A 25,349-nucleotide genomic window follows, 5' to 3' on the forward strand; every position below is an offset into this window, starting at 1 on the left:
TTAGAATTAAAACTAAATAAAGGGATTATCCACTTTGTGCCTATGTGCCTTTGCGACTTATCCCTATAATTATAAAATGAAAAAGCATATCTTAGTCGTTCCCGGTGATGGCATCGGACAAGAAGTTACCGCTGTAGGTAAAAAAGTATTAGAGAAAATCGCTGAGAAATTCGGTCATGAATTTACTTATGACGAAGCGCTTATCGGTCACGTTGCTATCGAAGCTACAGGAGAGCCACTTCCTGCTGAGACTTTGGAGAAAATGCGTGCTTCTGATGCAATCCTTTTTGGTGCTGTTGGTCACATCAAATATGATAACGATCCACATGCAAAAGTTCGTCCTGAACAAGGATTGTTGAAAATGCGTAAAGAGTTAGGATTGTATGCTAACTTACGTCCTATCAAATTGTTTGATGAGTTATTAGAAGCATCAAGCATCAAGCCTGAAATCTTGAAAGGCGCAGATATCTTGTTCTTCCGTGAGTTAACAGGTGACGTATATTTCGGTAAAAGAGAACGTATCGAAGACGGAAATACAGCGTATGATACGATGATTTATAGCAAATACGAAGTAGAGCGTATTGCTCGCAAAGCATTCGAAGCAGCTATGACTCGTGGTAAAAAATTAATGTCAGTTGATAAAGCAAACGTGTTGGAATCTAGCCGTTTGTGGAGAGAAACTGTACAAGCAATTGCTCCAGAGTATCCAGAAGTAGAAGTAACACATCAATTTGTTGACTCTGCTGCGATGATGTTAATCAAAGATCCAAAGCAATTTGACGTAGTCGTAACAGGTAACTTGTTTGGTGACATCTTGACGGATGAAGCTTCTCAAATTGCTGGTTCAATGGGTATGTTGGCATCTGCTTCAGTAGGTGACAGTACAGGTGTATATGAGCCAATTCACGGATCTGCACACGATATTGCTGGAAAAGGCTTAGCTAACCCAATGGCTTCTGTATTGTCAGCAGCGTTGTTGTTGGATATCTCTTTCGGCTTGAAAGAAGAAGCAAACGTAGTAATCAACGCAGTAGACCAAGTTCTAAAAGCTGGTTTCCGTACGGGCGATATCGCTACAAAAGATACTCCTAAAGATATGATTTTGGGAACAGATGCAATTGGAGAAGAAATTTTGAATAGAATCTAATTCTAATCAAACATAATCTTTCTAAAAAAGGGGCTGAGTAATCAGTCCCTTTTCTTTTTATAAAAGTTTACTGATTTGGGAGAAAACTAAAAATCCCTGTAGCTTTGTGCATTATTAATGTTGAAACCATGGTTTTCGCTCTCTCAAATATTTGTTCATTACCTTCTTCCTAGGATATTATCCACTTTTTGCACAGTCGGATACGCTGCATCATCAAAGATTACGGAATTTAATTTTGGCTGAATCAGTTGCTTACACAGGAGCAATTGCAGGACTAAGTTCGGCTTGGTATGGTGAAAAAGCACAAGGCTTTCGCTTTTTTGACGATAATTCAGAATGGCTTCAAATTGATAAATTAGGGCATTTTTATACCAATTATCATTTGACCAGAGTGAATTCTCAAGCCTTCAGATGGGCGGGCTTATCTCAACAAAAAGCCGCGTTATGGGCAGGTATTTCTAGTTTAACCTTCATGACTACCATCGAAATACTGGATGGTACTCAGCCAGATTATGGCTTTTCTTGGGGCGATATGGCAGCAAATATCCTTGGACCAAGTCTTTATGTCGGGCAGCAATATTTGTGGGGCGAAACCCGAATACAGCCCAAGTGGTCATTTCATAATACTAGCCTTGCGGCTCAAAACCCAAAGCTTTTGGGAAAATCCGCAAGTGAACAATGGCTCAAAGATTACAACGGACAGACCTACTGGTTTTCTGGAAATATCAGTAGTTTTTTACCGAAACAAAATAAATTTCCAAAATGGCTTAACTTAGCTGTAGGGTATGGTATTCAAGATATGGTCAATGCAGAAGTAGCTAAGAGTCAGCAAAATGGGTTTTTTCCATACCGACAATATTATCTCGCAGTAGATTTTGATTTGAGTCATATCCGAACAAAATCTAAATTCTTAAAAGGTCTTTTATTTCTTGTAGACCAAATCAAAATTCCTGCTCCAACGCTTGAGTTTAGTGCTAAAAACGGGATAATTTTTCATCCTATCTATTTTTAGCATGAACCAATATTTTAGAAATAGGATTTAAGAGAAAATAACATTTCGTTACCCAAATTGTCTGTAATATTGTATAAAAATAGGTAGCTGAGCTATCATTCAACCAACGAAAACAATTTTAAAATGAATATAGGAGATAGAGTTCGTCTTGTGCACGGGCGTGAAGAAGGAATAATAACTAAAGTCTTACCAAATAATATCGTAGAAGTAGAAATTGAAGATGGTTTTCGTATTCCAGTAAAAAGGAATGAAGCTGTAGTAATTTCGGAATTGGAACAAAAGGTTTTTAAAGCACCAGTTGCATCCTCGCCGACTTTCGAGCCTCAGCGTTCTATTTATGACCGTGTTGGTCCAACAACTTCCGATGTTTTATCGAACAAAGGTATCTATATGGCTTTTGTGCCTGTCAACGACCGTGAACTTTCTCAGTACATCATCAACAATACTGACTGGGATTTGCCGTTTATGCTATCGGTAGGCACAGATCCTCATCATAAAGGCTTGGCTTCAGGGATATTGAAACCCAAAACGCAGCAAAAAGTACAACATGTTTTAGTGCCAGAGTTCGAAAATTGGGGAACCTTTACTTTTCAAGCGTTCTATTATCGCCCTGCATTTATGCAGTTGAAGCAACCCTTGATTAAGTCGATTAAATTCAGAATTAATACATTTTTTAAAAACAAACAAAAGGCACCAATTCTTAATCAAGATGCCCATTTGTTTCAATTAGATATTGAGGATTCTATAAATCCAGTTAAGATTGAACCAGAAAAGATTGTAGAGAAAATGTTTGAGAAAACATCATCTACGCCCACGCTGGTTATACCACCCAAGCCAGCCAAAGTGGTAGATTTGCACATCGAAGAATTGTCAGATGACTATTTGTTCATGTCAAACAGACAGATGTTAGAATTACAGTTAAGTACTTTTGAGAAGCAATTTGAGGCTGCGATTGCTAACGGTATGGATGAAATTATTTTTATTCATGGCGTAGGAAATGGTGTATTGAGAAATGAATTACACAAAAAACTTTCTGGACATAAAAACGTCAAATATTTCGAAGATTCACAAAAAGAAAAGTTTGGTTACGGTGCAACCAAAGTGAAAATCAAGTAAGAATTAAAGACATTTTTCATTTAACCCTAATTTCACAATGAAAAAATTGATTGCTGCCTTTGCTCTAGGAGCCCTCATTTTGCAAGGTTGCGCAAGTTCAAATAACACAGGTGCCAGTACCGCAAACCCAACTGCACCGACTGAATCTTATAATGTTAAAGGGAAACAAGTGGAACGCTATTTATCTACCTTAGGAATACCTTTCGAGATTACAATGGCAGACGTATCTCGTCAGATTAATACCAACGTCAAGGATTTGGTATTTGAGGACAATAGCATGGACGACAACAATTATGATAATTTCATGTGTAAAGTCTGGAAGCGAGAAGATATTACGGTAACTGCCCAAAATGAGACTTTTAACTTCACTGTACCACTCAAAGTTTGGGTAAAAGTAGGATATAAGGTGATGGGAATGCAATTGCCAGCACAAGAGTTACAGTTTGATTTTAATGTGAAATTTGGTTCAAAATTCTCTATCAACCCCAATTGGGAGGCCAATGTACAAAGTTTCCCGATGGGTTATGATTGGGTCAAAAAGCCAACCATTCGCATAGCTGGATACGATATCAATGTTACTTCTTTGGTCGAAAAAGCATTGACCTCCAAACAAGGAACAATCCTGAAGGCCTTGGATGATGCCGTGCGCAAAAATGTGGATATAAAGAAGTATGTTGTCCAAGCTTGGAATACTTCTATGCAACCTTATTTACTCTCAGACAAATATCGTACGTGGTTGAAAGTCAATCCTGTAGAGCTACAAATGACGCCATTGGTTACTACAGGAAATAGCATTAAATCAACCATTGCCATTAAAGCATATACCGAGACAGTTACTGGGGCAAAACCTACAGTTCAGCCAGTAACCTCTGTTCCAGACTTGAAGGTTGTACAGCAAATTCCTGAAGATTTCCAAGTAGGAATTATTGCCGAAATTCCATTTAGTGAAGCTGCTAGACTTACAGCTGATACGCTTGTGGGACAAAACTTTTCATTCAAAGAGGGTAAATATAATGTCGGTGTAACTGCCTTGGATATTTATGGTAGCAACGAAAAAGTAGTGATTAAAGCAGGATTGAAGGGCAGTGTCAATGGCAATATTTATTACAAAGGTATTCCAACATATAATCCCGAAACAAAGTCTGTTTATCTCGACCATTTTGACTACGATTTAGAAACAAAAAATCTATTACATCGTACGGCAAGTTGGATTTTTCAAGGAAAGTTTAACTCTGTAATGAAAAATGCCATGACATTTCAAATTGGAGGTCAAGTGGATGATATGAAGAAACAGATTCAAGCTAATTTGAACAAACAAGTTAGTAAAGGAATCAGCCTGAATGGAAATATTACAGACCTAAATCCCGACAAAGTTTATTTAACACCAAACTCAATTGTCGCTGTGATTTTCGCCAAAGGCAAGTTAAATCTTAAAGTCGATGGATTGTAGTATTTCGTAGCTAGATAGGCTCGTAATTCGAGCATATTGCAAACAATCCATAAATTTAGTTACCTTTGTGGCGAAGTAAGTCGTCTTATCGCCTCTGCTTTATGTAGGGGAGGAAAGTCTGGACAACACAGAGCATCATGCTTCCTAACGGGAAGGCACGGTTTTGGTGACGAAAACGTGACAGCTAGTGCCACAGAAAATTACCGCCTGTAAGGGTAAGGGTGAAAAGGTAGAGTAAGAGCCTACCGCCCGTTTGGTGACAAGCGGGGCAGAGGTAAACCTCATGAGTTGAAAGACCAAATAGGCTGGCGAGAAGAACTTTCGGGTTTGGAAAAAGGGCTGCTCGCCCGATGTCAGTGGGTAGGTTGATAGAGCGTATCGGTGACGATTCGTCGAGATAAATGGTAAGACAGCGCAAAACTGGACATTTTGTGACTGACAGAATCCGGCTTATAGATTTGCTTTAGGTCTTATGACTACTCGGAGCTTGCTTCGAGTAGTTTTTTACTACGTTTTGGCAAAAAAGGTCTTTGTGTGAGGTAATTTTGTGTCAACATAATTATCTTCTATAATTTTGAATACTTTTTTGAGATTTTTCCCAAAGAACCTTGCTAACTGCGTAATTTTGATTATCTTTGCACTCCAATTTACAAATACCATAACCGAGGGACGGGTTCCTTCACTAAAAAGTAAATAAAAAATGGCTGTTAAAATTAGATTAGCACGTCGTGGACGTAAAAAATTAGCGATTTTCGATATCGTAGTAGCAGATGCTAGAGCTCCTCGTGATGGTCGTTTCATCGAAAAAATCGGTACATACAACCCAAACACAAACCCTGCAAGCATCAATCTTAATGATGATAAAGCTTTACAATGGGTATTGAATGGTGCTCAGCCGACTGATACTGCTCGTGCGATTTTGTCATACAAAGGCGTATTGTTGAAAAAACATTTGCAAGTAGGTGTTAACAAAGGCGCTATTTCTCAAGAAACTGCTGATGCTAAATTCAGTGAGTGGAAGAATGTTAAAGATTCTAAAATCTCTGGAAAAGCTGATTCATTACTTTCTAAGAAAGAAGCTGAGAAAGCTGCTCGTTTAGCTGAAGAAACTAAAGTAAATGCTGCTCGTGCTGAAGCTATTGCAAAGAAAAACGCTGTAGTTGAAGAAGCTCCTGCTGCTGAAGAGGCATCTCAAGAAGTTGCTGAAGAGTCTGCAGAGTAATTCTCAAAAAGACATTACCTATATTAAATGATACAAATCTATTATTATTCTAGATTTGTATCATTTTTTGTTTATACTGATACTAAGGCCACTTTTAAACAAAGTTGTCCCTACCATAAAATACTACAATGACTAAAGAAGATTGTTTTGAATTAGGTAAAATTACCAAAACTCACGGGGTAAAAGGAGAAGTTATTCTGTGGCTAGATGTTGACTTTCCTGAAGATTATGAGGAAATGGACAGCGTATTTCTTGAAGTAAGAGGTGAATTAGTACCTTTCTTTATGGATTCTTATCAACTGAGAGGAAACCGTGCTATCGTAAAGTTTGAGGATTGTGATACTTTTGAAAAAGCAGAAGAACTATTGAATCTTCAAGCATTTTTACCTTTGGAAGTATTGCCCGAACTAGATGGAGAGCAATTTTATTACCATGAAGTAATAGGTTTTCAGGTGATTGATGAAAAACTAGGGGCACTTGGTCTTGTGCAAACAGTTTATGCAATGCAAGCACAAGACTTATTAGTAATGTCATATCAAAACAAGGAGGTATTAATTCCTGTAGATCCAGAAATCGTTTTAGGTGCGGATAAAGAAGCGCAAACGCTACAAGTAAATCTTCCAGAAGGCTTGCTGGATGTGTATTTGAATGACTAAATCAAACCCTTACTAATCATGCGTATTGATATTATTTCGGTTGTACCCAAGCTAATGGAGAGCTTTTTTGCTCATTCTATTATCAAAAGAGGTGCAGAGGCTGGCCACGTAGAAGTGGTATTACATGACCTTCGTGATTATTCATTGAGTAAGCATCGTCAAGTAGATGATTATGCTTTTGGAGGTGGTGCAGGTATGGTATTAAGTATCGAACCCATTGCAAGATGTATTCGTCATTTACAAAGCCAAAGAACTTACGATGAGGTGATTTATATGACGCCTGATGGTGAGCCTTTTAATCAGCGTATCGCAAATACTCTTTCATTGAAAGGTAATTTGATCTTCCTTTGTGGGCACTATAAAGGTGTTGATCAGCGTGTAAGAGATTTGTTTATTACAAAGGAAATTTCGATTGGAGATTTTGTACTTTCTGGAGGAGAATTGGCTGCTGCTGTTTGTGCAGATGCTATTATTCGTTTGATTCCAGGAGTATTAAATGATGAAACTTCTGCGCTTACCGACTCATTTCAAGATAATTTATTGGCTCCGCCAGTTTATACTCGCCCAGCAGAATTTGAAGGACACCAGATTCCTGAGATATTATTGTCTGGTCACGAGGCGAAAATTATCGAATGGCGCTTTGAACAAGCTCTCGAGCGAACTAAGCAGCGTCGACCTGATTTATTGGATGATTCGGTTTTTTAATTAGCTGAAAAAGTTTAGCACGACTATTGCTATATAGATGATAGAGATTACTACTCAATAGTAATACCGCCATCGATCTTCATAGAAGACGGATAACTATACTCATCAAAAAGGCTTCTTGGTAAAATCTATTAAATAATTACTAAAAATAAGTATGCTTTTTTGATTCTAACTTTAGGATATGGAGTAAGGATGTGAATGTGTAGAAGTATAAGTTATACCAATCTATCAAAATCTACTAATAATTCCGCATGTAGCATGATTTTTCTATGGTAATTCAAAAAATCATAAATAGGAGTGTATCCAGAAATTTTATAGGGAATTATTTTTATTTCATAGTTATTTAGTATATTGCATCGTAAATAATAGCAATTAGTGATACAGCAAGCATTTTTATGAGCTATATCACAGTTTTTCGAGGAATATAATTTTTTTTATATAAGATACTAAAAATAAACAAAGTAAGGATTATAATTCAGAAAGCTCGATGCTCGTAGTGTCGGGCTTTTTTGTTTGTGTTTTTTTAGGTTTTGCTCAAAAAATAGCTTGCTCCTAAGATGATATATATCATTAAGTAGAACCTATAAAAGTATCTTTTCTGGATGTACTCAGGATTATTAGGATAAATATTTCCAAATAAACCCTTTAGCTCTTTTAGAAAGTAAGGCTTGATATTGATACTCCAATGATTATCTTGATAAACAATCTTTCTAAATTGACTTCTGTAAATCCCCATAGGTAAACTCCATGCCATCCAAATCCAAAATAAAAAGGTATTTATCATCTTCAAAGGTTGTTTTGCAACGGTTTTAAACTATATACGATTATTTATGTATTTTGGATTTAGCATAAACAAAAAAAGGTAGATTTTCTACCTTTTTTTTGTTTTGTTCTCATTTTGGGTACGAAACAGACTAGTTTAAGCTGAAATTTAGCTGGTACAGTTTCTTCTTTTTCTTTTTATCCTCTGTGGAGCTAATGTTTAAAGAAACCATATCTTGATCTGTCGAGGTGCTATAGCTAAGGTCAGTAGATGGTTGTTCAAGCCAACTTCTTGTTAAAATTTGAAATTGCTTGACCAATTGTTGAAACTGAGTTTTGACTTCTTCCTCGCTTTCAGACTCAATTAATACAGATTTGTAGCTTGCAGATTGTCCTTCATTTTCTAATACGATAATCCCAGCCTTTCCTGATATTAACTCTGCTTTGGCGTTATATTTATCTTGACCAGTCGCTTTGTCCATTGCTTTCTCCTTACGGGCTACCTTAATTTTTTCTCCAAGAATATCTTTAAACTTATTTTTCTTAGCATTTAGCAAGGCTTTAAAATTCTTAGACAAGGAGGCATCTACTTTCGATTCTAGTGCATTTGGGGCGTAAATCGTCTTCCGAATAGAATATTTTCCTGTCTGACCAGCATCCATTGAGGTTGCCAAGAGTGTATAGACTCCGGTACTTGGAGCCGTGAAGTGAAATTTGTTAAAGCTATTACCTCCAAATGGGTTAGCATCGTAACTAAACTCAGTATTTACGCTTTTATTTGGGCTCTTTAAACCTAGCATTACTCTAAAATCACTTGACTGGTGTTCTAGAATCATTTCTTCGCCAGCTTTTAATGAGATTTTATAGGAGTCGTAATACTGCTTTTGACCATTTTTATTTGAGGATAAGTCTTTAGGTAATAAACTTGCCACTATATAATCCTCGGCTTGAGTTTGGTTAGGCTTCAAAGGATTTAAGTTTAACAAATTGGTAGAGTCAACAGCAACAGTGGCTTTGGAATTACCTTTTTTAGGAGTTTTCTTTTTCTGGGCAAATGTGGTTACAGATAGTAGCAAAAGACTACTAATAAAGAGTACTTTTTTCATTCTTAAAGTTTTAAAGTTTTTCCAATTTGCAAATAGTGACTTTCTGGACAAAGAAACAAGCAAAAAGTCGCTGATTTAGTCATGATAATCGAATTACAAATTCGATTGATAATTTACTAGCAAAACGGAATAGCAAAAAGTCTATTATAAACAATTGTGTATGTGGTATCTCTTGAGGTTTGTAAATTAAACTTTTATGCTTTTTGTCAAAGAGGATACGACTTAAATCGCACCCTGTTTGACAAAAAGCATACAGAACAAAATGTATCTACAAGTAATTACTCGTGTTTATAGGTCACTGAAAAGTTTTAAGAATACTCCATTGGTCCAGCCAAAACCATCTTGATTGGGATATTCGCCGCCTCCACCTAGTAGGGTAGTGTCTACAACATTGTACTTTTCTGTCATTTTGCCAGTTTGGGTGTAGACCTTCTTGTTGGTCAGAAGCCATGCCTCTCTAACTTTGGTAGCCAAAACATCATTATTATACAAACGAAGTCCTTTATAAGCTATCCAATGAAGTGGTGCCCAGCCGTTAGGCGAATCCCATTGCTGACCAGTCTTAAGTGTGGTAGTTAGGAGTCCTCCATCTTTCAAAAATTTAGTCTCTAAACTCATAGCCACCGAGTTAGCTTGTTCTTTTGTAGCAATTTCAAAGAAAAGAGGAAAAGTACTCGCCAATGATTCTACCTGTGTTTGTGTCTGTTGAATGAAATTGTAATCAAAAAAGAGTTGTTTTTGAGGGTTCCAGCATAGTTCCAAAATAGCATTTTTCCGTTTTGCTGCTCGAGTTGCATATTTTTCCTGTTGCTCTTTATCTCCTAGTTTAAGATAAGATTGTTCCAAAACTGTTTCGATATGATAAAGCAAACAATTTAAGTCAATAGGAATAATTTGCGTGGTAACGATTTGTTCTAAATGCTTACCATCTGCTAGCCATCTACTACTAAAATCCCAACCTGATTCGGCAGCGGCTCTAAGGTCTCTAAATACTTCTGAAGATTTTCGGAGAGATAAGTGGGCTATTTCGATATCTTCTTTGTAAGCTTCAGGTCTAGGCGTATCCATGTCATCATAATAACGATTTAATAGTGCACCTTTAGGGCCTTTGACAACGCGTCGATGTGCTTGCCATTCATTTGATAAGGAATCAAATCCACTCATCCAGAAATTATATTCCTTTTCGATAGCAGATAGATATTTTAGAAATAAATCATCACTCGAATCTTCTTGTAGCAAAGCTACCATTAAGGTGAAAAAAGGTGGTTGCGAACGGCTGATATAATAAGAACGGTTACCGTTTGGGATATGCCCTAAGGTTTTGATGAGAAAAGAAAAATTATCAACCATATTCTCAATCAAATCGAAGCGTCCACTTACTGAAAGCCCTAGCATAGTAAAGTATGAATCCCAGTAATAAATTTCTTGAAAACGTCCTCCAGGAACTATGTAAGGATAAGGCAAAGGAATTAAAGAACCGCCCACTTGGTCGGGTTGTCGTGTAAGAACCGCCCAAAGCCCATCTACATGTTGCTCGATAGGCTTTGCGGAATCACTTGTGTACTCAGTAGATTGATTAGTGGTTAGTATAAAGTTGGACTTGATAAATTCTTTTAAATCGAATTGTAAAAAAAGTTTTTGCTCTCGATAAGTATTGAGAATTTGGTCTTTTTCAAACCGAGGTACACAATCGTTAAATGTTTTGGAATCGGGAAAAATCCCACTCAGTTGTACGTCTTCGAATAGCTCTTCGAACGCACTTAACTCCAGATACTCAGCGTGCGTATTCATTTTAAAAGGTATTGTTTATAAAAAATGGTTAATGGCTACCGCCACCTTTGCCAAAGTCAATGGGATTGCTTTGGTAGCGGGATTGTATTCTTTTGAAAAAAACAAAAGCGTTATGAGAATCCCCATTGGAATCAATGAGAAATAAAAGGCTGTCTGACCTCCAAAGGCCTCAAAGATATGACCAGTTATAAATGAACCAGTTGTACCGCCTAGCGCTGAGAAAATAACGATAAGGCCAGACATAAGCCCGTGTTGTTTTTGTGGTAAGGTACTTAGAATAATAGAATTGATTGCGGGATAGATAGGCGCGATTAAAAATCCAATGAGAGGAAAGACAAATGCTACTAACGGAGCATTTCCCCAGCCAGTAATGGCTTCATTTCCTAAATTTTGTGCAAGTGGTAATGCTAAAATAACAAGACTACCAGCTGCGATTATACATATAGTTAAGACGAATAACCAAGGGAATTTTCGTAATAAAATTCCAGCAAAAAAGCGACCCAAAGCTGCCGAAGCTGTGAGAATACTTGCCATTTGTACACTCAATGTTGCAGGTAAATGAAGTACTTTATTGTTGAAAGTCGGCAACCAACTCATAATACTTTGCTCGATAAGTACATAGATAAATGCACTTGCCACGAATACTAGCACCACTGGCACAATTGCCAAACGAAACATTTCGCCAAAAGAACTGCTTTCGCTTTGAGAATCATTATTGGTAGTTTCTGAAACTGGAGTGGTGTACAATAACAAAAAAGCAATAATGGCTAAGCCTGCCAACCAATAATATACTTGTGTCCACGAACTTGAACTAGGATTAGTGTCATCGATAAAAAGACTAAAGATGAAGTTTCCTAGCAAGATACCAATCATAAAAAATGATTCGATGAAGTTCATAAAACTAATGTGCTCGCCTTCGTCTTTGGTGACTAAACCAATAGTGGCATACACCGAAACCTTTATTAAAGCGAATGAAATACCAACGGTGGCAAATAGCAACTTGGTCATCCAAAAGGTATTCATCAAAGGCATGGCAATGCTTGCTCCTGCTACTAATGCCAAAGCCAATAACATGGCTTTTTTATAACCCAATCGACCAATAAATGACGCCATAACAAACGACATAATAGCGATACTCAAATCCTTGAAAGCTTCTAAAATACCAGCAGAGGATTCGGAAATATGGTAGGTAGATTGTACCTGCAAAATAACCGTACCCACACTGTTGAGTAGCATGGCAAATAAGAAGTAGTTAATAAAAAGGGAGAGTTTGAGTCGCCAGTGAGCCATCGGTGTTATTTGATTGAGAAATAAAAGCGGACTGGAGAGTCCGCTTTCTTAGATAAATTATATAAATGGTTAATGACGTACAAATTTAGCGTGTATTTTAAGCGGGTAACTACTCTTTTATTACGCAGTATTAGCACTGTATTAATATTTTTATATATAATTTTGAGAAACAATGAATAATTAGGTTTTATTGCATGCATTCAATCTTCTCCTATTCCTAAAAAAATATTTCATTATTCTTTGGAAATGAGGGCATTAAAGACAAAAGTGAATTTCGTGTAACATTATCACTAAACCAATGAAGACAGGCTACGAAAGAATACAGGCAGATGAAGGAAGTTCCTTTAGATTATTACACCAAAAAGTTAAAGCCGAGGATTTTGCTTGGGACTATCATTATCACCCCGAAATTGAGATTGTTTGTGTATATGGTGGTAACGGTCGACGCCACGTGGGCAATCATTTGAGTTATTACCAAGAAGGCGATTTGGTATTAATTGGGTCAAATGTGCCTCATGGAGGCTTTGGTTTTGGTGCAATTGGCGAGCACGAGGAAGTGGTAATCCAGTTTATGCCTGATTTTTGGGAGAAGGTTTTTTGCACAAACCCGAAATGAAAAATATCAAGAAACTATTAGAGCGAGGCTTACAGGGTATCAAATTTGAAGGTGTCACCAAGCAAACAGTTTCAGAAGAACTACTTAAAATAAAAGAGATACCGCCTTTTCAGCGGATGGTATATTTATTGAATTTATTGGAATTTTTAGCGAATTCAAATGAGTTTGAATTGTTGAATAAAAGAGAAACTCGCTATGATTTTGGCATGCGAGATCAACTTCGATTACGTAAAATTTACCAATTTGTGGAGGAAAACTTTACTACAGAAATAGAAGTTCAACAGGTGGCAGAACTAGCCAATTTGACTGTTCCTGCATTTTGTAATTATTTTAAGAAAAACCTCAATCAAACCTTCACAGACTTTGTGAATGAATACAGGGTAAATCATGCTTGTAAATTACTCAATGAGGGTCGTACAGTAGCCGATGCTTGTTTTGAAAGCGGGTTTAATAATGTATCTTATTTTGGACGAGTATTTAAAAAATTAAAACAAGTACAACCTTCTCAGTTTGCCTTGCAAAAGTAGAACTCTATCTAGTGAGAGACAGCGCTTTACGGAAATCGAAAGTGTTATTTATGACTTTGTGTGCTTTAAGTACTTGCATAATTTTTTCCTCAATAACATGATTATCAGCAAGATTGGTTAGATATACCATTAAAATTTTTTTCTGTGGTAACCATAGTACAGCATTACTGAAACCCGAGGTACTGCCTGAATGATACAGCTCCCAAGTTTTATCTTGCTGGGTAAAAAACCATCCCAAGCCATACTTTAAAGGACTATTGGGTAGAGCGTTTGCTTGAACTTTTTGAAGTTCTTCAAATAAATTAAACAAGGTGTTATTAACCAAGGATTCATTCCAAACTTGAAAATCTCTTATATTACTATAAATACAACCATCTCCTTTGGTTGCACTTGTAACACTTTGATCTGCTAAAATTACTTGATTGCTCGGGCTAAGTGCATAACCCAAAGCGCGGAGAGGCATTTTTGAATAAATATTGTAATAGTAAGTATTTTTGAGCTTTAGGGGCTTGAAAATATTTTCTGTCACAAATAATTCGAAAGGCGCGCCTGTAACTATTTCAATAATTTGTGACAACAGACAATAACCAGAATTACTATATCTAAACTCTGTCCCTGGTTCAAAGTAAAGTTTGTTTTCTGTAGCCAATAAACTTACCACATCTGCATCCTTGATTTGTACTTGACGACTAGAAGGAATCAAACTTTCGTAATCTAAAATCCCTGAGCTATGAGTTAGCAAGTGTTTGATTTTGATGCGATTAGAAACTACTCCGTCGAATTGGGGGAAAAATTTACTGAGCTTATCCTCATAACTTATCAATCCTTTTTTTCTAATAACACTATCGCCGCAGCCGTAAATTGTTTGGACATTGAGGCTAGTCGGAAATTGGTGAAAGGAGTGTTAGCAAGTTTTTGGGAGATATCAGCGAAGCCAAAACCCTTTTCATAAAGTAGTTTAGTATTCTCAATAATCAAGAATGCACCGCCCGCCTCTTTTCCTGCAAAATGATGAGAAATCGTCGAATCTAAGCTTTTTTTTAACGACTGCCCCAATATATCTTGAGTCAAAAATATACATAGAAGTAGAATGAATCTCATAGGCTATCGCTGTTGTTTAATATTTCGAATTAAGGTTTCACAATATTGAATATCGGGTTCTGGTATTTTTACTTCTCCACGCATGATTTGGTAGAAGTATTCATCAGAAGTTATTCCCAAATGAAGCTTATACATTTCCCTAAAACGATTTCTTTTTCTTCTTGAACCTTGACCAGCAATATTCTTCCAAAGGCGAGTGATATGTAGGGGCATGTAATTAGTTTCCATGTCAAATTTACGGTTTCTTGATTATTTATTGATAAGAAATTAGCGAATGGGTTTAAAATTAAGCTGTTAGGTAAAGTAAATATCGGAATTGTACAAAAAGTAGCTGATAGAAAAAGGTATTTTAAATGACCAAAGTCATTCTGAAGACCAAACTATTCCTCCAACTTGCCGTCATAAAATTAATTTCTATCCCAACCTCAAAATTACATACTTATGTCGATTACATCTGCTGAACACGCTCTCAAAGTTATTAAATCTGGTGATAAAGTCTATGTGCATAGTGTGGCAGGAGCGCCACAACACCTACTTCAAGAAATGGTGAAATTGGCTGATCATCTTCAAAATGTTGAAATCTATCATTTGCATACCGAAGGCGATGCACCCTATACGAGACCAGAATTTGAAGGGATTTTTCATACTAATGCGTTCTTTATTGGTAAAAATGTTCGCAAAGCTATTGCGGAGGGGAGAGGTAGTTATATTCCTATTTTCTTGTCTGAAATTCCTCGACTATTTCGCCAAAAAATCATCAATCTTGATGTGGCACTCATTACAGTGTCGACACCTGATAAAAATGGATTTTGTTCATTAGGAACATCTCTCGATGCGACTTTAGCGGCGCTCGAATCTGCCAAAATTGTCATTGCTCAGGTCAATCGCTTTATGCCTAGAACTTTAGGCGATAGTCAAATTCATGTGAGCAAAATTGATTATTTGGTGCCTTTTGATCAACCTTTGCATCAAGTAACGTGGGGAACACCGTCTGATATCGAACAAAGAATTGGAAATAATGTAGCCTCTTTGGTTGAAGATGGCGCAACGCTTCAAATGGGTATTGGGAGTATCCCTAATGCTGTGTTGGCAGCCCTAGAAAATCATAAAGACTTAGGAATTCACACCGAAATGTTCTCAGATGGCATTATTCCATTGGTTGAAAAAGGTGTTATTACAGGTCGTTTTAAGAAAAAACATCAAGGAAAAATAGTGTCGACCTTCCTTTGTGGTACTCAGAAACTATATGATTTTGTGGACGACAATCCTTTGATTAATATGTTGCCTGTCGATTATGTAAATGATACCGCCATTATTCGTCAAAACCCTAAAGTTACTGCTATTAATAGTGCCATTGAAATCGATATTACTGGACAAATCTGTGCAGATAGTATTGGTTACAGAATGTATTCTGGTGTAGGAGGGCAGATGGATTTTATGCGTGGAGCTGGTTTGTCGGAAGGAGGAAAACCTATTATTGCCATGGCGGCAGGGACAAAAGATGGCGATTCTAAAATTGTATCACATTTGAAAGAAGGTGCTGGTGTGGTAACAACACGTGCGCACGTACATTATGTAGTTACCGAATTTGGAATTGCCTATTTGTATGGAAAGAATTTGGTGGAAAGAGCGAAAGAATTAATTAAAGTAGCCCACCCCGACCATCAGGAGCGTTTGGAACAAGAGGCTTTTGAACGTTTCAAACATCAATATTCACAAGGGGTATATATGTATGTATAGTTGAGTATTGCTTGCCAGCTTTCGGAAAAGGTATTACTAGCCGAAAGCTGACAAACAATACCTGATAGCTAGTTGGTATAGATTTTCTGTTGAAAAACCTTTTTCTCAGAATATACCAAGTAAGCCGTTATAATGGTAGATAAGACGAAATAGATCCCTACAAAATATCCAACTCCGATCCAGTATTGGTTCATCCCAAACCAATCGCCCAAATGGGCTATGAGTCCTAATCCGATAATATTTTTAAATAACTCATACCAAAAAGAATGTGGATTTAGGTCCATCATTTCGGTGTAAGCATATACGCTTAGGAAAATAAAGCCTCCGTACACAAAAATCAAAGGCGAACCTATTTGTGCCAAATGCCCAAAGAAATATACAATCAAAGCAAAGGTGAAAAAGAATTGGATAAATGACCAAGTCGCCAGTTTACTCGAAGTCTCAGGGGTATATTTTTGGAAATGATAAACATCTTCGATTTTAGCCAAAGGAAATCTGTCCTTCACATCTTCTGGGCGCCAGCCTGTGGGCATAAACCAAATTCGGGCTTTATCTATCCAATTTTTGGTATGCCAAGCATCTTGTATTAAAATCCAGATATGATGGAAGTTGATTTTGATAGGATTCCACGTTCTTACAGGAACAGTGATGCCATAAACACATGGAACTGAAGGCAACTCTTCTTGAAAGGTACCAAACATTTTGTCCCAAATGATAAAAATCTGTGAATGGTTTTTATCAATATATTCGGGATTTATAGAGTGGTGAACTCGGTGATGTGAAGGCGTTACCAAAATATGTTCTAACCAGCCCATACGATTGATATACGTCGTGTGATACCAAAATTGAGCAAATAGATGTATTGGTGCAACAGTAGCAATCACAATACTTGGAACACCTAATAATGCGGCAGGTAATAGGAATATGGTAAAGAAATTGATAAAGGTAGAGATACTTTGGCGCAAAGCACAAGCCAAATTGAACTCCTCGCTGCTATGGTGAATCAGGTGTTGATTCCATAGAAAATTAATCTGATGACTCAAACGATGCCCCCAATATCCCGTAAAGTCTAAAGCAATAAAAGCTGTAACATAAATCGCCCAAGTAGATTCTAAATGATAAATTGCCCAATGGTTTACCATCCAATCATAAGTAATGATGGAAATGCTGATTCCCAAAACATCTTTGATGATGTTTGTATAGCCTGAACTTAAACTCGAAAGCATATCCATGGGCTTGAAGGTATCCTTGTATTTGAGCCAACCGTAGGTTTTTTCAAGTAATACCAACAATAAAAAAATGGGCATCGCAAAATTGAGAATCTGACCATACCTTTCCATAATCAATACTATTTAGGGAGTTGATGAACGATGTTTAGTGAATAAACGCTAATTTATCGAATAGTTAAATTTTTTCATAATATTTTACTATTTATTGAATTGTTGAAAAAATGAGGTTTAGATAAATAAAAAAGGCAGCCTCGAAAGACTGCCTCGTTATATAATGTATTAATGATGAATTATGAAATATAGGATTCCAATTTTCAACACTTTGATTTCACCATCACTTAATTTTTATTTTGCACGATTACTTGAGTGTTTGGGCTTCTTTAGAACTTTTTGCCTACTGCCTAAAGCTTATAGCCTACAGCATCATTCTTACATGATTTTGATTACTTCGTACCAAATTTCACCACGGTTTAATACCGCTCTGTATTGTATACCATCTACTACATAGTAAGTTTCACCGTTAATCATCAGTTTTTCATATCCACCAGGAATACTCTCCACCAATGCACCAATTGGAGGAGCTACAGTTGCGTATTCGTTTCCATAAGGACGATAATAGGTTCCGTTATAATAGTAATAATCTACATTTCGGATCACAACTCTACGGCAATCACGAGGTAATACGTTTACACGAATCCCTACGGGAGCTTGACACACTACATATTCAGAATTATATGGTTTATAAAAAACACCTTGATGATAAGCAAAGCGAATGCCCCCAAAGTTGATACTTAAATGTCCTGTAGGTAATGCATTGTAATGGGCATTGCGACTAGGAATATTAGCATATTGCCAGTTTGGACGAGTACGGTCTACTACCACAACTCGGTCTGGTCCACGGCGGTCATCGCGACGATTGTCGTTTCGGCGAGAATAATCATCACGTCTATCATTTCCGCGATTGTCACGATCTTTTTTGTCGTAGCGATAATCTCCGTCACGACCTCTCTCATATCTGTCATCATGACCGCGTTGTGCCTGTACGTTTGTAAAAGTGCTCATTAAAGCACCAGCTATGAAAAATGTAAAAATAGGTTTCAAGAAAGATTGCTTACCTACTGTAGGATTCGCAATTTTAACAAAGTTTGGAGTCATGGCTTTATAAAAATTATGGATTATTACTTGTTTTAATTTTGAGATATTTAGCTCTCTAACGCTGTATTTTGTCTCTTTGATATGTGAAGAAGGCTAGGGTTTAGTAAATAACCCAACGTTAACAATCATTAACAAAAGTGGATTTTCTGCGCTTAAAGGAGTGATGGGGAGGTTCTTTAGGATTTATATGATTAAATGGGCAAAGAAAAAGCCCTAGCAAGATTGCTAGGCTTGGGGTAATTTTAGGAAAAACAATAGTAGATTTGAGTTATGTGTTTAGACAACAGGCACAAGGCAAAGAGTGTTAAAATGCTTTTTTCCAAAGCCCACCGCCGAAAGCCTAAGGCTCAAAAATTAAATGCTATTTTGCCCACTAATTTAAAGATTTATAGAAAAGTGCTGGATTAGAAACTCTAATTCAGCACTTTAGTTTAATACTCAGTATTTATTAACCTTATTCTTCATCACAACCAATTGGAGCCCCAGGAGCCATCTCTTTATGAGTAGCTACTTTTGCTGCCGAAGGATTTTTCATTCTTTCAACAGCATAGTCTAAATGCGCAGCATAGTCACTTTCTTTCGTATTCTTCTGGGTCTCGATATAGGCTTTCAAATCTTTGATAGCTTTGCCACAAACCGCACGAACTTGATAATTAGCGGCTTCGTTTACACTCAATGCTAACAAATGCGTTAATACGATTTGTTCAGTTTGAAACTGCACTTTACGAGCCAATCCTGTGGTTTTAGGAGCTTTCCAAGTTTTTTCAATTAATTGAGTCAGCATTTCTTCCAAACCTAGACTGCCATATCTTGCTTCGTATTCGACCATACGACTAGCACGCTCAGGTTGTAATAAAAATTGTAAAGGAAAATCAGTCGCAGATTCGGCGGCTGCCAATGGGTCAAATGCACGACCTGTACGTTTTTTAAACAGTTCACGGTTTGGCCAATAACCAGCAGGACGTGCAGGAATCAATTGGATAATCGATTCAGGAATAGTCAAGGTTTCTGATGAAAGAGTTTGTAATACAGCATCCAAGGCTTTTTGTTGTGTTTCTTTACTAACCAAAGTATTAGGCTTTTGTCCGTCACCACGCAAAGCATAACGGTAATCTACTGAGCCAATAATCTTTGCCGCAGCCTCTACTTGGTAACGATGGTAATTGTAAATTGGCACCAAAACATCTTCTAAGTGTGACATTGGCATTCCTTTACGGATACTATTTTCTCCAAAAGAACTCAAGGCTTTTTGACGCACAGCCAAGGTATTATTTAATTCATCAACTGGATTTTTACCATTATCCCAAAGGTGAGCCGTTGAGCTGTGGCTTCCTGCAGGACGAGCGTCAATATCTGTCAAAAACAATAAACCTTTTGCATTAGCCTCGTCAATAATTTTATTCAGAGCAGCCTTCTCATCTGTGCCTTGTGGAAAATCTTGGTAGCCGAAAGTAATCGAATATTTATCCCAGTCACCGATGCCCAATGCGTAAGCATCAGAAAGGTCTACTTCTCCTTTGCTATTGAGTTTTACCGTTGGGTGAGGATAATCCATCACCGAAGCTCTGTTATTGATACTTGCTGAATAATTGTGCATTAATCCCAAGGTATGGCCAATTTCGTGGGCTGCCAATTGCTTTAAGCGAGTCAATGCCATTTTGAGCATTGGGTCTTTTTCTGGGTCTAGTTTTTCACCTTTTTCAAAAGGAGATAATAAACCTTGTGCAATGAGATAATCCTGACGAACACGTAACGAACCCAATGTTACATGACCTTTGATGATTTCGCCTGTACGAGGGTCAATAACTGAAGCGCCATACGACCAGCCACGTGTGCTGCGGTGAACCCAGTTGATGACATTATAGCGTGCATCCATCGGGTCGGCATCGTCTGGCAATAATTTTACTTGGAAGGCATTTTTATAACCAGCCGCTTCGTATGCTTGATTCCACCATTGTGCACCTTCCATCAAGGCAGAGCGAATGGGCTCTGGCGTACCGTTGTCGAGATAATAAATGATTGGTTCAACTGCTTCTGAAACCTTAGCTTTCGGGTCTTTTTTCTTTAATCTATGACGAACTATATAATACTTGTCGATAGGCTCGGATACGGGAGTCGAGTAATCGAAATAAGAAATAGCATTAAAACTAGAACGAGGATCAAATACTCTTGGTTTGTAGTCAGAATCAGGTAATTGCAAAAAACTATGGTGCACACGCAATGTCAAAGCTTCCTGACTTGGCGCAACCGAGCGAACGTATTCACCTGCATCATCGCCACCTACGAATGTCAATGTAACTTCAAATTCAGAGTTTAGCGGAAAGTTTTTCGTGTTTGCCAAATACATTGCCGAACGAGACTTGTCGAGCGAATAACTACCTTGTTTCATGCCTCTGATACGGTCAGCAACTCCCGAAACATCGCTCATTAAGAAATCTGTCGCGTCAACCAATACTTTTCCATCTTCTTCTGCCTCAGCAGCAAATCCCCAGACAGTGGAAGAAGCAAACGATTGTTGCACAGCACGTTTTTCATTGGCATCGTTGCTCAAAGCACGGTATTTATAATTGGGCTGAGTAAGTAAGATTTTTCGACCTATTTTCTGGAAAAATACTACTTTTTCATCGCCTAATAATCCACGGTCCAAGCCAATATCATTAGAGCCTAAACCAGCAGGTAACGAAGAATAATACAAAAACTCTTTGTCAAATTTGTCAATTTGTAACCATATTTTTCCAGCATCTTCATCCCAGAAGAAAGGAAAGAAACCCTCATATTTTTTGAGTCCTTTGGTTTTTTCAGAGATACTTGGAAGTTTTTGAGCAAGAGACGAATAAGTAAAACTTACTAGAAACAATAAAATACTCAAGAGTGAAATTTTTTTCATACGAAAGGTAGTTTGTTGAAAAATACAATTTAGCAGGTAATGACCAAGTGAATCTTTTTTAGAAATAAGGTTCTTGAAAAAATTCATTTGAGTAAATATAAACACCGAGGTAAGAATTCACAAACTTTCCAGAAAAATCGCCAACTTCGTAGGATGAAAGAACAAAATCAACAGCTAAAAATTTGGGGAGGTTTAGGTATCCTTTATTTTGTTTGGGGCTCTACCTACTTGGCCATTCGTTTTATGGTGCAAAGTTTTCCGCCTGTCATGGGGTCTGGAATTCGTAATTTAAGTGCAGGAACCATTCTTTTAATCTGGGCGATGGTCTCCAAAAAATATATTACACCTAGTAAAAAACACTTACTCACCATGACACTTACGGGTACATTAATGATTACCTTGGGAAATGGATTTTTTACGATTGCAGGCAAATGGATTCCCTCGAGTTACGCGGCGTTATTTTCGGCATTAGGTCCTGTGGTGTTGGTGTTGATGCTCTGGTTTTCGAATATTGAAAAACCACAACCAAAAGTGATTTTAGGGTCATTATTGGGAATTATTGGCGTAGGTATTTTGATTAGTTTAAAAAAGTTGGCGCTCAAGGGATACGAGCAATATTATATCTATGGCGTGGTTTTAATGTTAATTGCCACTATTGCATTCAATGCCAGTATGGTCATTCTCAAAAAAGCTAGATTACCCTATTCGACTCCTCAATTGTCGGGTATTCAAATGATCATAGGAGGAGGTTTGTCCTTAGTCATAAGCTTCTTTTTGGGTGATTTTCAATATTTTACTCAAATAGAAGTAAAGTCAACGGCTATTTTTGCCTTACTATATTTGATTGTTATTGGCTCAATTGTGGCTTTCAACGTATTCAATTGGCTTATCAAGGTGGCGCCGCCAACTTTGGTCTCAACCTATACTTATGTCAACCCATTGGTAGCGATGTTGTTGGGCTGGTTATTGGCTGGAGAAGAGTTACATCCCTTGATGATTGTCGCAGGAGGTATTATTATCGCCGCAGTGGCGTTGATTACTACTTCAAAAAAGAAATAGATTCTCCTTGCTGAGGTCAACAAATACGAGTAGATTTTATATGAAATTTAGTTTAAAATACTGGTAAAGATAAGTTGCTGTGCAAAATGCTATTCAATTGATTTTGAATGTAATGTATTGATAATGAAGTTTTTATGTTTTGGGGGATAAATAGTTTTATTGATTTATTCTTCGTCTTACTTTTTGTCTTGAAACAAAAAGTAACAAAAATTCAAGAATTTATAAACTCGCTTCGCTCAAACAGTATAAATTCATTGCTTACGCCAGCAATTTTAAGAAAGTTTAAACAGGTTCAATTTAAAATTTATATTTTCAATTCACTACCAATTTAGAACTCATAGTTCAGCATTATTACTTAAAATCGAATACCGTTTTCAGCTCTTTGTGGCTTTACCACTGTTTCCTCAAACATTTAATCATTTAACATATGATCAAAAAAGTCTTATTTTCTATTTGTTTAGCGACCATGATGCAAGTAGCTCAAGCACAAATTCAAGAATATCCTTTATATGAAGGAAAAGTTCCTAATACAAAACCTCATAAAAATACAGAATCATCGGCGACGGATGCCAATGGTATTTTGAGAATTTCTGAGGTTTCAATACCTTCTATCACTGTCTATCCTGCGCCAAAAGAAACGGCTAATGGAACAGCTGTTATTGTGTTTCCAGGCGGAGGATACCGTATTTTGGCTGCCTCACACGAAGGTTCTGATGTGGCAAAGGAGCTAAACAAAATCGGCGTGACTGCTTTTGTGTTAAAATACCGTATTCCTGACTCAACGAAGCAAGTCGACAAAACAATTGCACCCTTACAGGATGCTCAGCAGGCACTGAGATTTGTGCGTGCTAAAGCAGAATCTTTTGGTATTAGTCCTAATCGTGTGGGCATTTTGGGCTTTTCGGCTGGTGGACACTTGGCTGCAACTACAGCGACTCATTTTGCACAACCAGTAGGTGAATTGGCTGATAAAAGCAACGTTCGACCTGATTTTGCCGTGTTGTTGTATCCTGTTATCACGATGAAACCTTTTGGTCATAGAGGCTCACAGGAGCAATTGATTGGTAAAAATCCATCAGAAAGTTTAGTGACTTTGTATTCTAACGAATTGCAGGTGACGCCACAAACACCTCCGTGTTTTTTGGTACATGCCCAAGATGATGGCGGTGTTCCTGTCCACAACTCTTTGAGATTTTATGATGCTTTGGTAGAAAAGAAAGTGCCAGCCGAATTACATATTTACCCTAAAGGTGGTCATGGATTTGGTCTGAATAATAAAACTACTCCAGATAAATGGTTTGAACGTTTGAAAAGCTGGATGGATTCGAATGGCTGGTTGAAAAAATAACCACTTACCAAACAGCTTCTTTGATAAGTACAAAAATGGCCTCAATCCGAGGCTATTTTTGTATCTTTGCACTTTGAAAGTTTAAAGGAGATTCTAGTGAAAAATCAAATAGCACAATTTTGTGAACAAATTCAACAGTCAGTAGAACAAAAGTCATTGGTAAAAGTCTCATTGGGCAATTATCAGGGTAATGAACCTGCGTTGAAAAATATTTATATACGTTTAGTTTTAATTAAAAATATTGAAAAACTGGCGTTTACTTTTCGATATAAAACTAAGGATATTGTCAAAAACTTTGATTTGACAGAGGGATATAAGTCCATTGCTGAATGGTTGGAAGATGGTTTTAAAGTTGCGACACTCATGAGTACAGAGTCTGATTGGCAATATGAAGTCTTGAAAAATGGTAAAGTTATGCTCAAACAAAAAACGGCAAGTGCGAAAGCAACACCATCGTTGGAGCATAATAAAGAAAAGAAACGATTGATCAAGCCAGCAGAAAAAGCCTACTTGGTAGATTTGAAAATTACGGATGAGCAAGGTAATGTTTTCAAAAATGCTCAAGATAAATACCGCCAAATCAATCATTATGTAGAGATTTTGAGCTCGTTGATTAAAGATTCAGCCATTGAAAACCTACACAAAGTGGTAGATATGGGTTCTGGAAAAGGCTATTTGACTTTTGCATTATACGATTATTTGCACAATACTTTAGGTTTGAAAACCCAAGTTCAGGGAGTAGAATATCGTCAGGATATGGTTGACTTGTGTAATCAATTTGCCCAGAATGCAAGTTTCGATGGTTTGAGTTTTACGCAAGGAACCATTTTGGATTATGAGCAAAAAGACATCAGTATGTTAATTGCCTTGCACGCTTGTGATACTGCCACAGACGACGCTATATTTAAAGGTCTACAATCTGATGCCGAGTTGATTGTGGTGGCGCCATGTTGTCACAAGCAAATCAGAAGAGAAATAGAAAAGAACAAAGCGCAAAATGAATTGAAGTTTTTGACCAAATACGGCATATTTCTCGAACGACAAGCCGAAATGGTCACGGATGGAATTCGTGCATTGATTTTGGAATATTTTGGTTACAAAACCAAAGTTTTTGAATTTATTTCAGATGCTCATACTCCCAAAAATGTATTGGTTGTAGGGATTAAATCTGGGATTAATCCAAAACGTCAAGCAGAAATTTTGCAAGAAATAGCTCAAACCAAAGCCTATTTTGGTATCGATTATCACCATTTAGAAAGGCTTACGCAATTAAGCAAATAGCTAAGAAGACGTTATTTGTTAATAGTATATTCGTTATTTGAAGGGGTTATAATCAGATAATTACATCCCAATAGCAACATAAAATACTATTGACATAACTGTTCTCATTACATAGCTAAAACCGGAACAGAATCCTTAGAGAACTCAAG

General features: G+C 37.2%; 23 protein-coding genes and 1 other RNA gene. 14 read left to right on the plus strand and 10 right to left on the minus strand.

Features of this window, described 5'->3' with window-relative positions:
- Positions 1 to 76: 76 nt before the first annotated feature.
- From leuB to trmD, 8 genes are all read left to right on the plus strand, one after another.
- On the plus strand, positions 77 to 1,147 hold the full coding sequence (gene leuB, locus BWI92_RS09985) for a 3-isopropylmalate dehydrogenase (protein ID WP_095162714.1): 1,071 nt from the start codon (positions 77 to 79) through the stop codon (positions 1,145 to 1,147).
- A 151-nt stretch (positions 1,148 to 1,298) separates the two neighbouring features.
- The gene (locus BWI92_RS09990) at positions 1,299 to 2,159 is read left to right on the plus strand and encodes a DUF2279 domain-containing protein (RefSeq protein WP_229362937.1); all 861 of its coding nucleotides are present in this window, start codon (positions 1,299 to 1,301) and stop codon (positions 2,157 to 2,159) included.
- Between the two features lie 123 nt (positions 2,160 to 2,282).
- Positions 2,283 to 3,275: a DUF2027 domain-containing protein gene (locus BWI92_RS09995; RefSeq protein ID WP_095162716.1), complete on the plus strand. Its 993-nt coding sequence runs from the start codon at positions 2,283 to 2,285 to the stop codon at positions 3,273 to 3,275.
- Between the two features lie 37 nt (positions 3,276 to 3,312).
- The gene (locus BWI92_RS10000; RefSeq protein WP_095162718.1) at positions 3,313 to 4,725 is read left to right on the plus strand and encodes a DUF4403 family protein; all 1,413 of its coding nucleotides are present in this window, start codon (positions 3,313 to 3,315) and stop codon (positions 4,723 to 4,725) included.
- A 72-nt stretch (positions 4,726 to 4,797) separates the two neighbouring features.
- An RNA gene (gene rnpB / locus BWI92_RS10005) (RNase P RNA component class A) lies at positions 4,798 to 5,194 on the plus strand.
- 231 nt (positions 5,195 to 5,425) lie between these two features.
- On the plus strand, positions 5,426 to 5,947 hold the full coding sequence (locus BWI92_RS10010) for a 30S ribosomal protein S16 (protein ID WP_095162720.1): 522 nt from the start codon (positions 5,426 to 5,428) through the stop codon (positions 5,945 to 5,947).
- Between the two features lie 128 nt (positions 5,948 to 6,075).
- Complete coding sequence (gene rimM, locus BWI92_RS10015; RefSeq protein ID WP_095162722.1) at positions 6,076 to 6,603, plus strand: ribosome maturation factor RimM; 528 nt, start codon at positions 6,076 to 6,078, stop codon at positions 6,601 to 6,603.
- Between the two features lie 18 nt (positions 6,604 to 6,621).
- Positions 6,622 to 7,308: a tRNA (guanosine(37)-N1)-methyltransferase TrmD gene (gene trmD, locus BWI92_RS10020; protein ID WP_095162724.1), complete on the plus strand. Its 687-nt coding sequence runs from the start codon at positions 6,622 to 6,624 to the stop codon at positions 7,306 to 7,308.
- A gap of 523 nt (positions 7,309 to 7,831) precedes the next feature.
- Here trmD and BWI92_RS10025 read toward each other — a convergent pair.
- From BWI92_RS10025 to BWI92_RS10040, 4 genes are all read right to left on the minus strand, one after another.
- Positions 7,832 to 8,092, minus strand: a complete 261-nt coding sequence (locus BWI92_RS10025; protein ID WP_095162726.1) for a hypothetical protein — start codon at positions 8,090 to 8,092, stop codon at positions 7,832 to 7,834.
- A 130-nt stretch (positions 8,093 to 8,222) separates the two neighbouring features.
- Positions 8,223 to 9,176 (minus strand): PPC domain-containing protein, encoded by a 954-nt coding sequence (locus BWI92_RS10030; protein WP_095162728.1) that lies wholly within the window; start codon positions 9,174 to 9,176, stop codon positions 8,223 to 8,225.
- Positions 9,177 to 9,464: 288 nt separating this feature from the next.
- Positions 9,465 to 10,967, minus strand: a complete 1,503-nt coding sequence (treF, locus tag BWI92_RS10035) for an alpha,alpha-trehalase TreF (protein WP_095162730.1) — start codon at positions 10,965 to 10,967, stop codon at positions 9,465 to 9,467.
- 15 nt (positions 10,968 to 10,982) lie between these two features.
- Positions 10,983 to 12,257 (minus strand): sugar MFS transporter, encoded by a 1,275-nt coding sequence (locus BWI92_RS10040; RefSeq protein WP_095162732.1) that lies wholly within the window; start codon positions 12,255 to 12,257, stop codon positions 10,983 to 10,985.
- A gap of 298 nt (positions 12,258 to 12,555) precedes the next feature.
- On the opposite strand from BWI92_RS10040, the gene BWI92_RS28150 reads away from it, so the two are divergent.
- Together BWI92_RS28150 and BWI92_RS28155 are read left to right on the plus strand one after the other, a co-directional pair.
- Positions 12,556 to 12,873: an AraC family ligand binding domain-containing protein gene (locus BWI92_RS28150; protein ID WP_229362940.1), complete on the plus strand. Its 318-nt coding sequence runs from the start codon at positions 12,556 to 12,558 to the stop codon at positions 12,871 to 12,873.
- Positions 12,870 to 13,400: an AraC family transcriptional regulator gene (locus tag BWI92_RS28155; protein ID WP_229362942.1), complete on the plus strand. Its 531-nt coding sequence runs from the start codon at positions 12,870 to 12,872 to the stop codon at positions 13,398 to 13,400. Before BWI92_RS28150 ends, BWI92_RS28155 begins: the two co-directional genes overlap by 4 nt.
- A 4-nt stretch (positions 13,401 to 13,404) precedes the next feature.
- Here the strand turns inward: BWI92_RS28155 and BWI92_RS10050 are convergent, their stop codons facing one another.
- The 3 genes from BWI92_RS10050 to BWI92_RS10060 are packed head-to-tail and all read right to left on the minus strand — an operon-like array spanning position 13,405 to position 14,729.
- A complete protein-coding gene (locus BWI92_RS10050; RefSeq protein WP_176464388.1) occupies positions 13,405 to 14,223 on the minus strand; it encodes a serine hydrolase domain-containing protein in 819 nt (272 codons plus the stop codon).
- Positions 14,220 to 14,501: a serine hydrolase gene (locus BWI92_RS28830; protein ID WP_095162735.1), complete on the minus strand. Its 282-nt coding sequence runs from the start codon at positions 14,499 to 14,501 to the stop codon at positions 14,220 to 14,222. Before BWI92_RS28830 ends, BWI92_RS10050 begins: the two co-directional genes overlap by 4 nt.
- Positions 14,502 to 14,504: 3 nt before the next feature.
- Entirely contained in the window at positions 14,505 to 14,729 is a 225-nt protein-coding gene (locus BWI92_RS10060) for a hypothetical protein (RefSeq protein WP_095162737.1), read from the minus strand.
- Between the two features lie 213 nt (positions 14,730 to 14,942).
- Here BWI92_RS10060 and BWI92_RS10065 point away from each other — a divergent pair, with 213 nt between their 5' ends.
- Positions 14,943 to 16,241, plus strand: a complete 1,299-nt coding sequence (locus BWI92_RS10065) for an acetyl-CoA hydrolase/transferase family protein (protein WP_095162739.1) — start codon at positions 14,943 to 14,945, stop codon at positions 16,239 to 16,241.
- Between the two features lie 68 nt (positions 16,242 to 16,309).
- Here the strand turns inward: BWI92_RS10065 and BWI92_RS10070 are convergent, their stop codons facing one another.
- The 3 genes from BWI92_RS10070 to BWI92_RS10080 all read right to left on the minus strand — a co-directional run bounded on the left by BWI92_RS10070 (position 16,310) and on the right by BWI92_RS10080 (position 21,512).
- The gene (locus BWI92_RS10070; RefSeq protein WP_095162741.1) at positions 16,310 to 17,581 is read right to left on the minus strand and encodes a sterol desaturase family protein; all 1,272 of its coding nucleotides are present in this window, start codon (positions 17,579 to 17,581) and stop codon (positions 16,310 to 16,312) included.
- Between the two features lie 318 nt (positions 17,582 to 17,899).
- Positions 17,900 to 18,625 carry a DUF6515 family protein gene (locus tag BWI92_RS10075; protein ID WP_095162743.1) on the minus strand — a complete coding sequence of 242 codons (726 nt, stop codon included), beginning with the start codon at positions 18,623 to 18,625 and terminating at the stop codon, positions 17,900 to 17,902.
- A gap of 454 nt (positions 18,626 to 19,079) precedes the next feature.
- The gene (locus BWI92_RS10080; protein ID WP_095163347.1) at positions 19,080 to 21,512 is read right to left on the minus strand and encodes a zinc-dependent metalloprotease; all 2,433 of its coding nucleotides are present in this window, start codon (positions 21,510 to 21,512) and stop codon (positions 19,080 to 19,082) included.
- 153 nt (positions 21,513 to 21,665) lie between these two features.
- Here BWI92_RS10080 and BWI92_RS10085 point away from each other — a divergent pair, with 153 nt between their 5' ends.
- From BWI92_RS10085 to BWI92_RS10095, 3 genes are all read left to right on the plus strand, one after another.
- The gene (locus BWI92_RS10085) at positions 21,666 to 22,571 is read left to right on the plus strand and encodes a DMT family transporter (protein WP_095162745.1); all 906 of its coding nucleotides are present in this window, start codon (positions 21,666 to 21,668) and stop codon (positions 22,569 to 22,571) included.
- Positions 22,572 to 22,998: 427 nt separating this feature from the next.
- Positions 22,999 to 23,919 (plus strand): alpha/beta hydrolase, encoded by a 921-nt coding sequence (locus BWI92_RS10090; RefSeq protein WP_095162747.1) that lies wholly within the window; start codon positions 22,999 to 23,001, stop codon positions 23,917 to 23,919.
- A gap of 96 nt (positions 23,920 to 24,015) precedes the next feature.
- Positions 24,016 to 25,200 (plus strand): SAM-dependent methyltransferase, encoded by a 1,185-nt coding sequence (locus tag BWI92_RS10095; protein WP_095163349.1) that lies wholly within the window; start codon positions 24,016 to 24,018, stop codon positions 25,198 to 25,200.
- Positions 25,201 to 25,349: the final 149 nt, after the last annotated feature.

Origin of the sequence: Flectobacillus sp. BAB-3569, from assembly GCF_002270355.1 — a bacterium.
Classification (GTDB): Bacteria; Bacteroidota; Bacteroidia; order Cytophagales; family Spirosomataceae; genus Flectobacillus; species Flectobacillus roseus.

Excerpts from the sequence above, each read along its gene's own strand:
- BWI92_RS10010 (WP_095162720.1), top strand. The coding sequence starts at position 5,426 with ATGGCTGTTAAAATTAGATTAGCACGTCGTGGACGTAAAAAATTAGCG.
- BWI92_RS10090 (WP_095162747.1), top strand. The coding sequence starts at position 22,999 with ATGATCAAAAAAGTCTTATTTTCTATTTGTTTAGCGACCATGATGCAA.
- BWI92_RS10025 (WP_095162726.1), bottom strand. The coding sequence starts at position 8,092 with ATGATAAATACCTTTTTATTTTGGATTTGGATGGCATGGAGTTTACCT.
- BWI92_RS09995 (WP_095162716.1), top strand. The coding sequence starts at position 2,283 with ATGAATATAGGAGATAGAGTTCGTCTTGTGCACGGGCGTGAAGAAGGA.
- BWI92_RS10060 (WP_095162737.1), bottom strand. The coding sequence starts at position 14,729 with ATGGAAACTAATTACATGCCCCTACATATCACTCGCCTTTGGAAGAAT.
- BWI92_RS10075 (WP_095162743.1), bottom strand. The coding sequence starts at position 18,625 with ATGACTCCAAACTTTGTTAAAATTGCGAATCCTACAGTAGGTAAGCAA.
- BWI92_RS10070 (WP_095162741.1), bottom strand. The coding sequence starts at position 17,581 with ATGGAAAGGTATGGTCAGATTCTCAATTTTGCGATGCCCATTTTTTTA.
- BWI92_RS28155 (WP_229362942.1), top strand. The coding sequence starts at position 12,870 with ATGAAAAATATCAAGAAACTATTAGAGCGAGGCTTACAGGGTATCAAA.
- BWI92_RS28150 (WP_229362940.1), top strand. The coding sequence starts at position 12,556 with ATGAAGACAGGCTACGAAAGAATACAGGCAGATGAAGGAAGTTCCTTT.
- BWI92_RS10040 (WP_095162732.1), bottom strand. The coding sequence starts at position 12,257 with ATGGCTCACTGGCGACTCAAACTCTCCCTTTTTATTAACTACTTCTTA.
- rimM (WP_095162722.1), top strand. The coding sequence starts at position 6,076 with ATGACTAAAGAAGATTGTTTTGAATTAGGTAAAATTACCAAAACTCAC.
- treF (WP_095162730.1), bottom strand. The coding sequence starts at position 10,967 with ATGAATACGCACGCTGAGTATCTGGAGTTAAGTGCGTTCGAAGAGCTA.
- BWI92_RS10080 (WP_095163347.1), bottom strand. The coding sequence starts at position 21,512 with ATGAAAAAAATTTCACTCTTGAGTATTTTATTGTTTCTAGTAAGTTTT.
- BWI92_RS10085 (WP_095162745.1), top strand. The coding sequence starts at position 21,666 with ATGAAAGAACAAAATCAACAGCTAAAAATTTGGGGAGGTTTAGGTATC.
- trmD (WP_095162724.1), top strand. The coding sequence starts at position 6,622 with ATGCGTATTGATATTATTTCGGTTGTACCCAAGCTAATGGAGAGCTTT.
- leuB (WP_095162714.1), top strand. The coding sequence starts at position 77 with ATGAAAAAGCATATCTTAGTCGTTCCCGGTGATGGCATCGGACAAGAA.
- BWI92_RS10065 (WP_095162739.1), top strand. The coding sequence starts at position 14,943 with ATGTCGATTACATCTGCTGAACACGCTCTCAAAGTTATTAAATCTGGT.
- BWI92_RS10030 (WP_095162728.1), bottom strand. The coding sequence starts at position 9,176 with ATGAAAAAAGTACTCTTTATTAGTAGTCTTTTGCTACTATCTGTAACC.
- BWI92_RS28830 (WP_095162735.1), bottom strand. The coding sequence starts at position 14,501 with ATGAGATTCATTCTACTTCTATGTATATTTTTGACTCAAGATATATTG.
- BWI92_RS10000 (WP_095162718.1), top strand. The coding sequence starts at position 3,313 with ATGAAAAAATTGATTGCTGCCTTTGCTCTAGGAGCCCTCATTTTGCAA.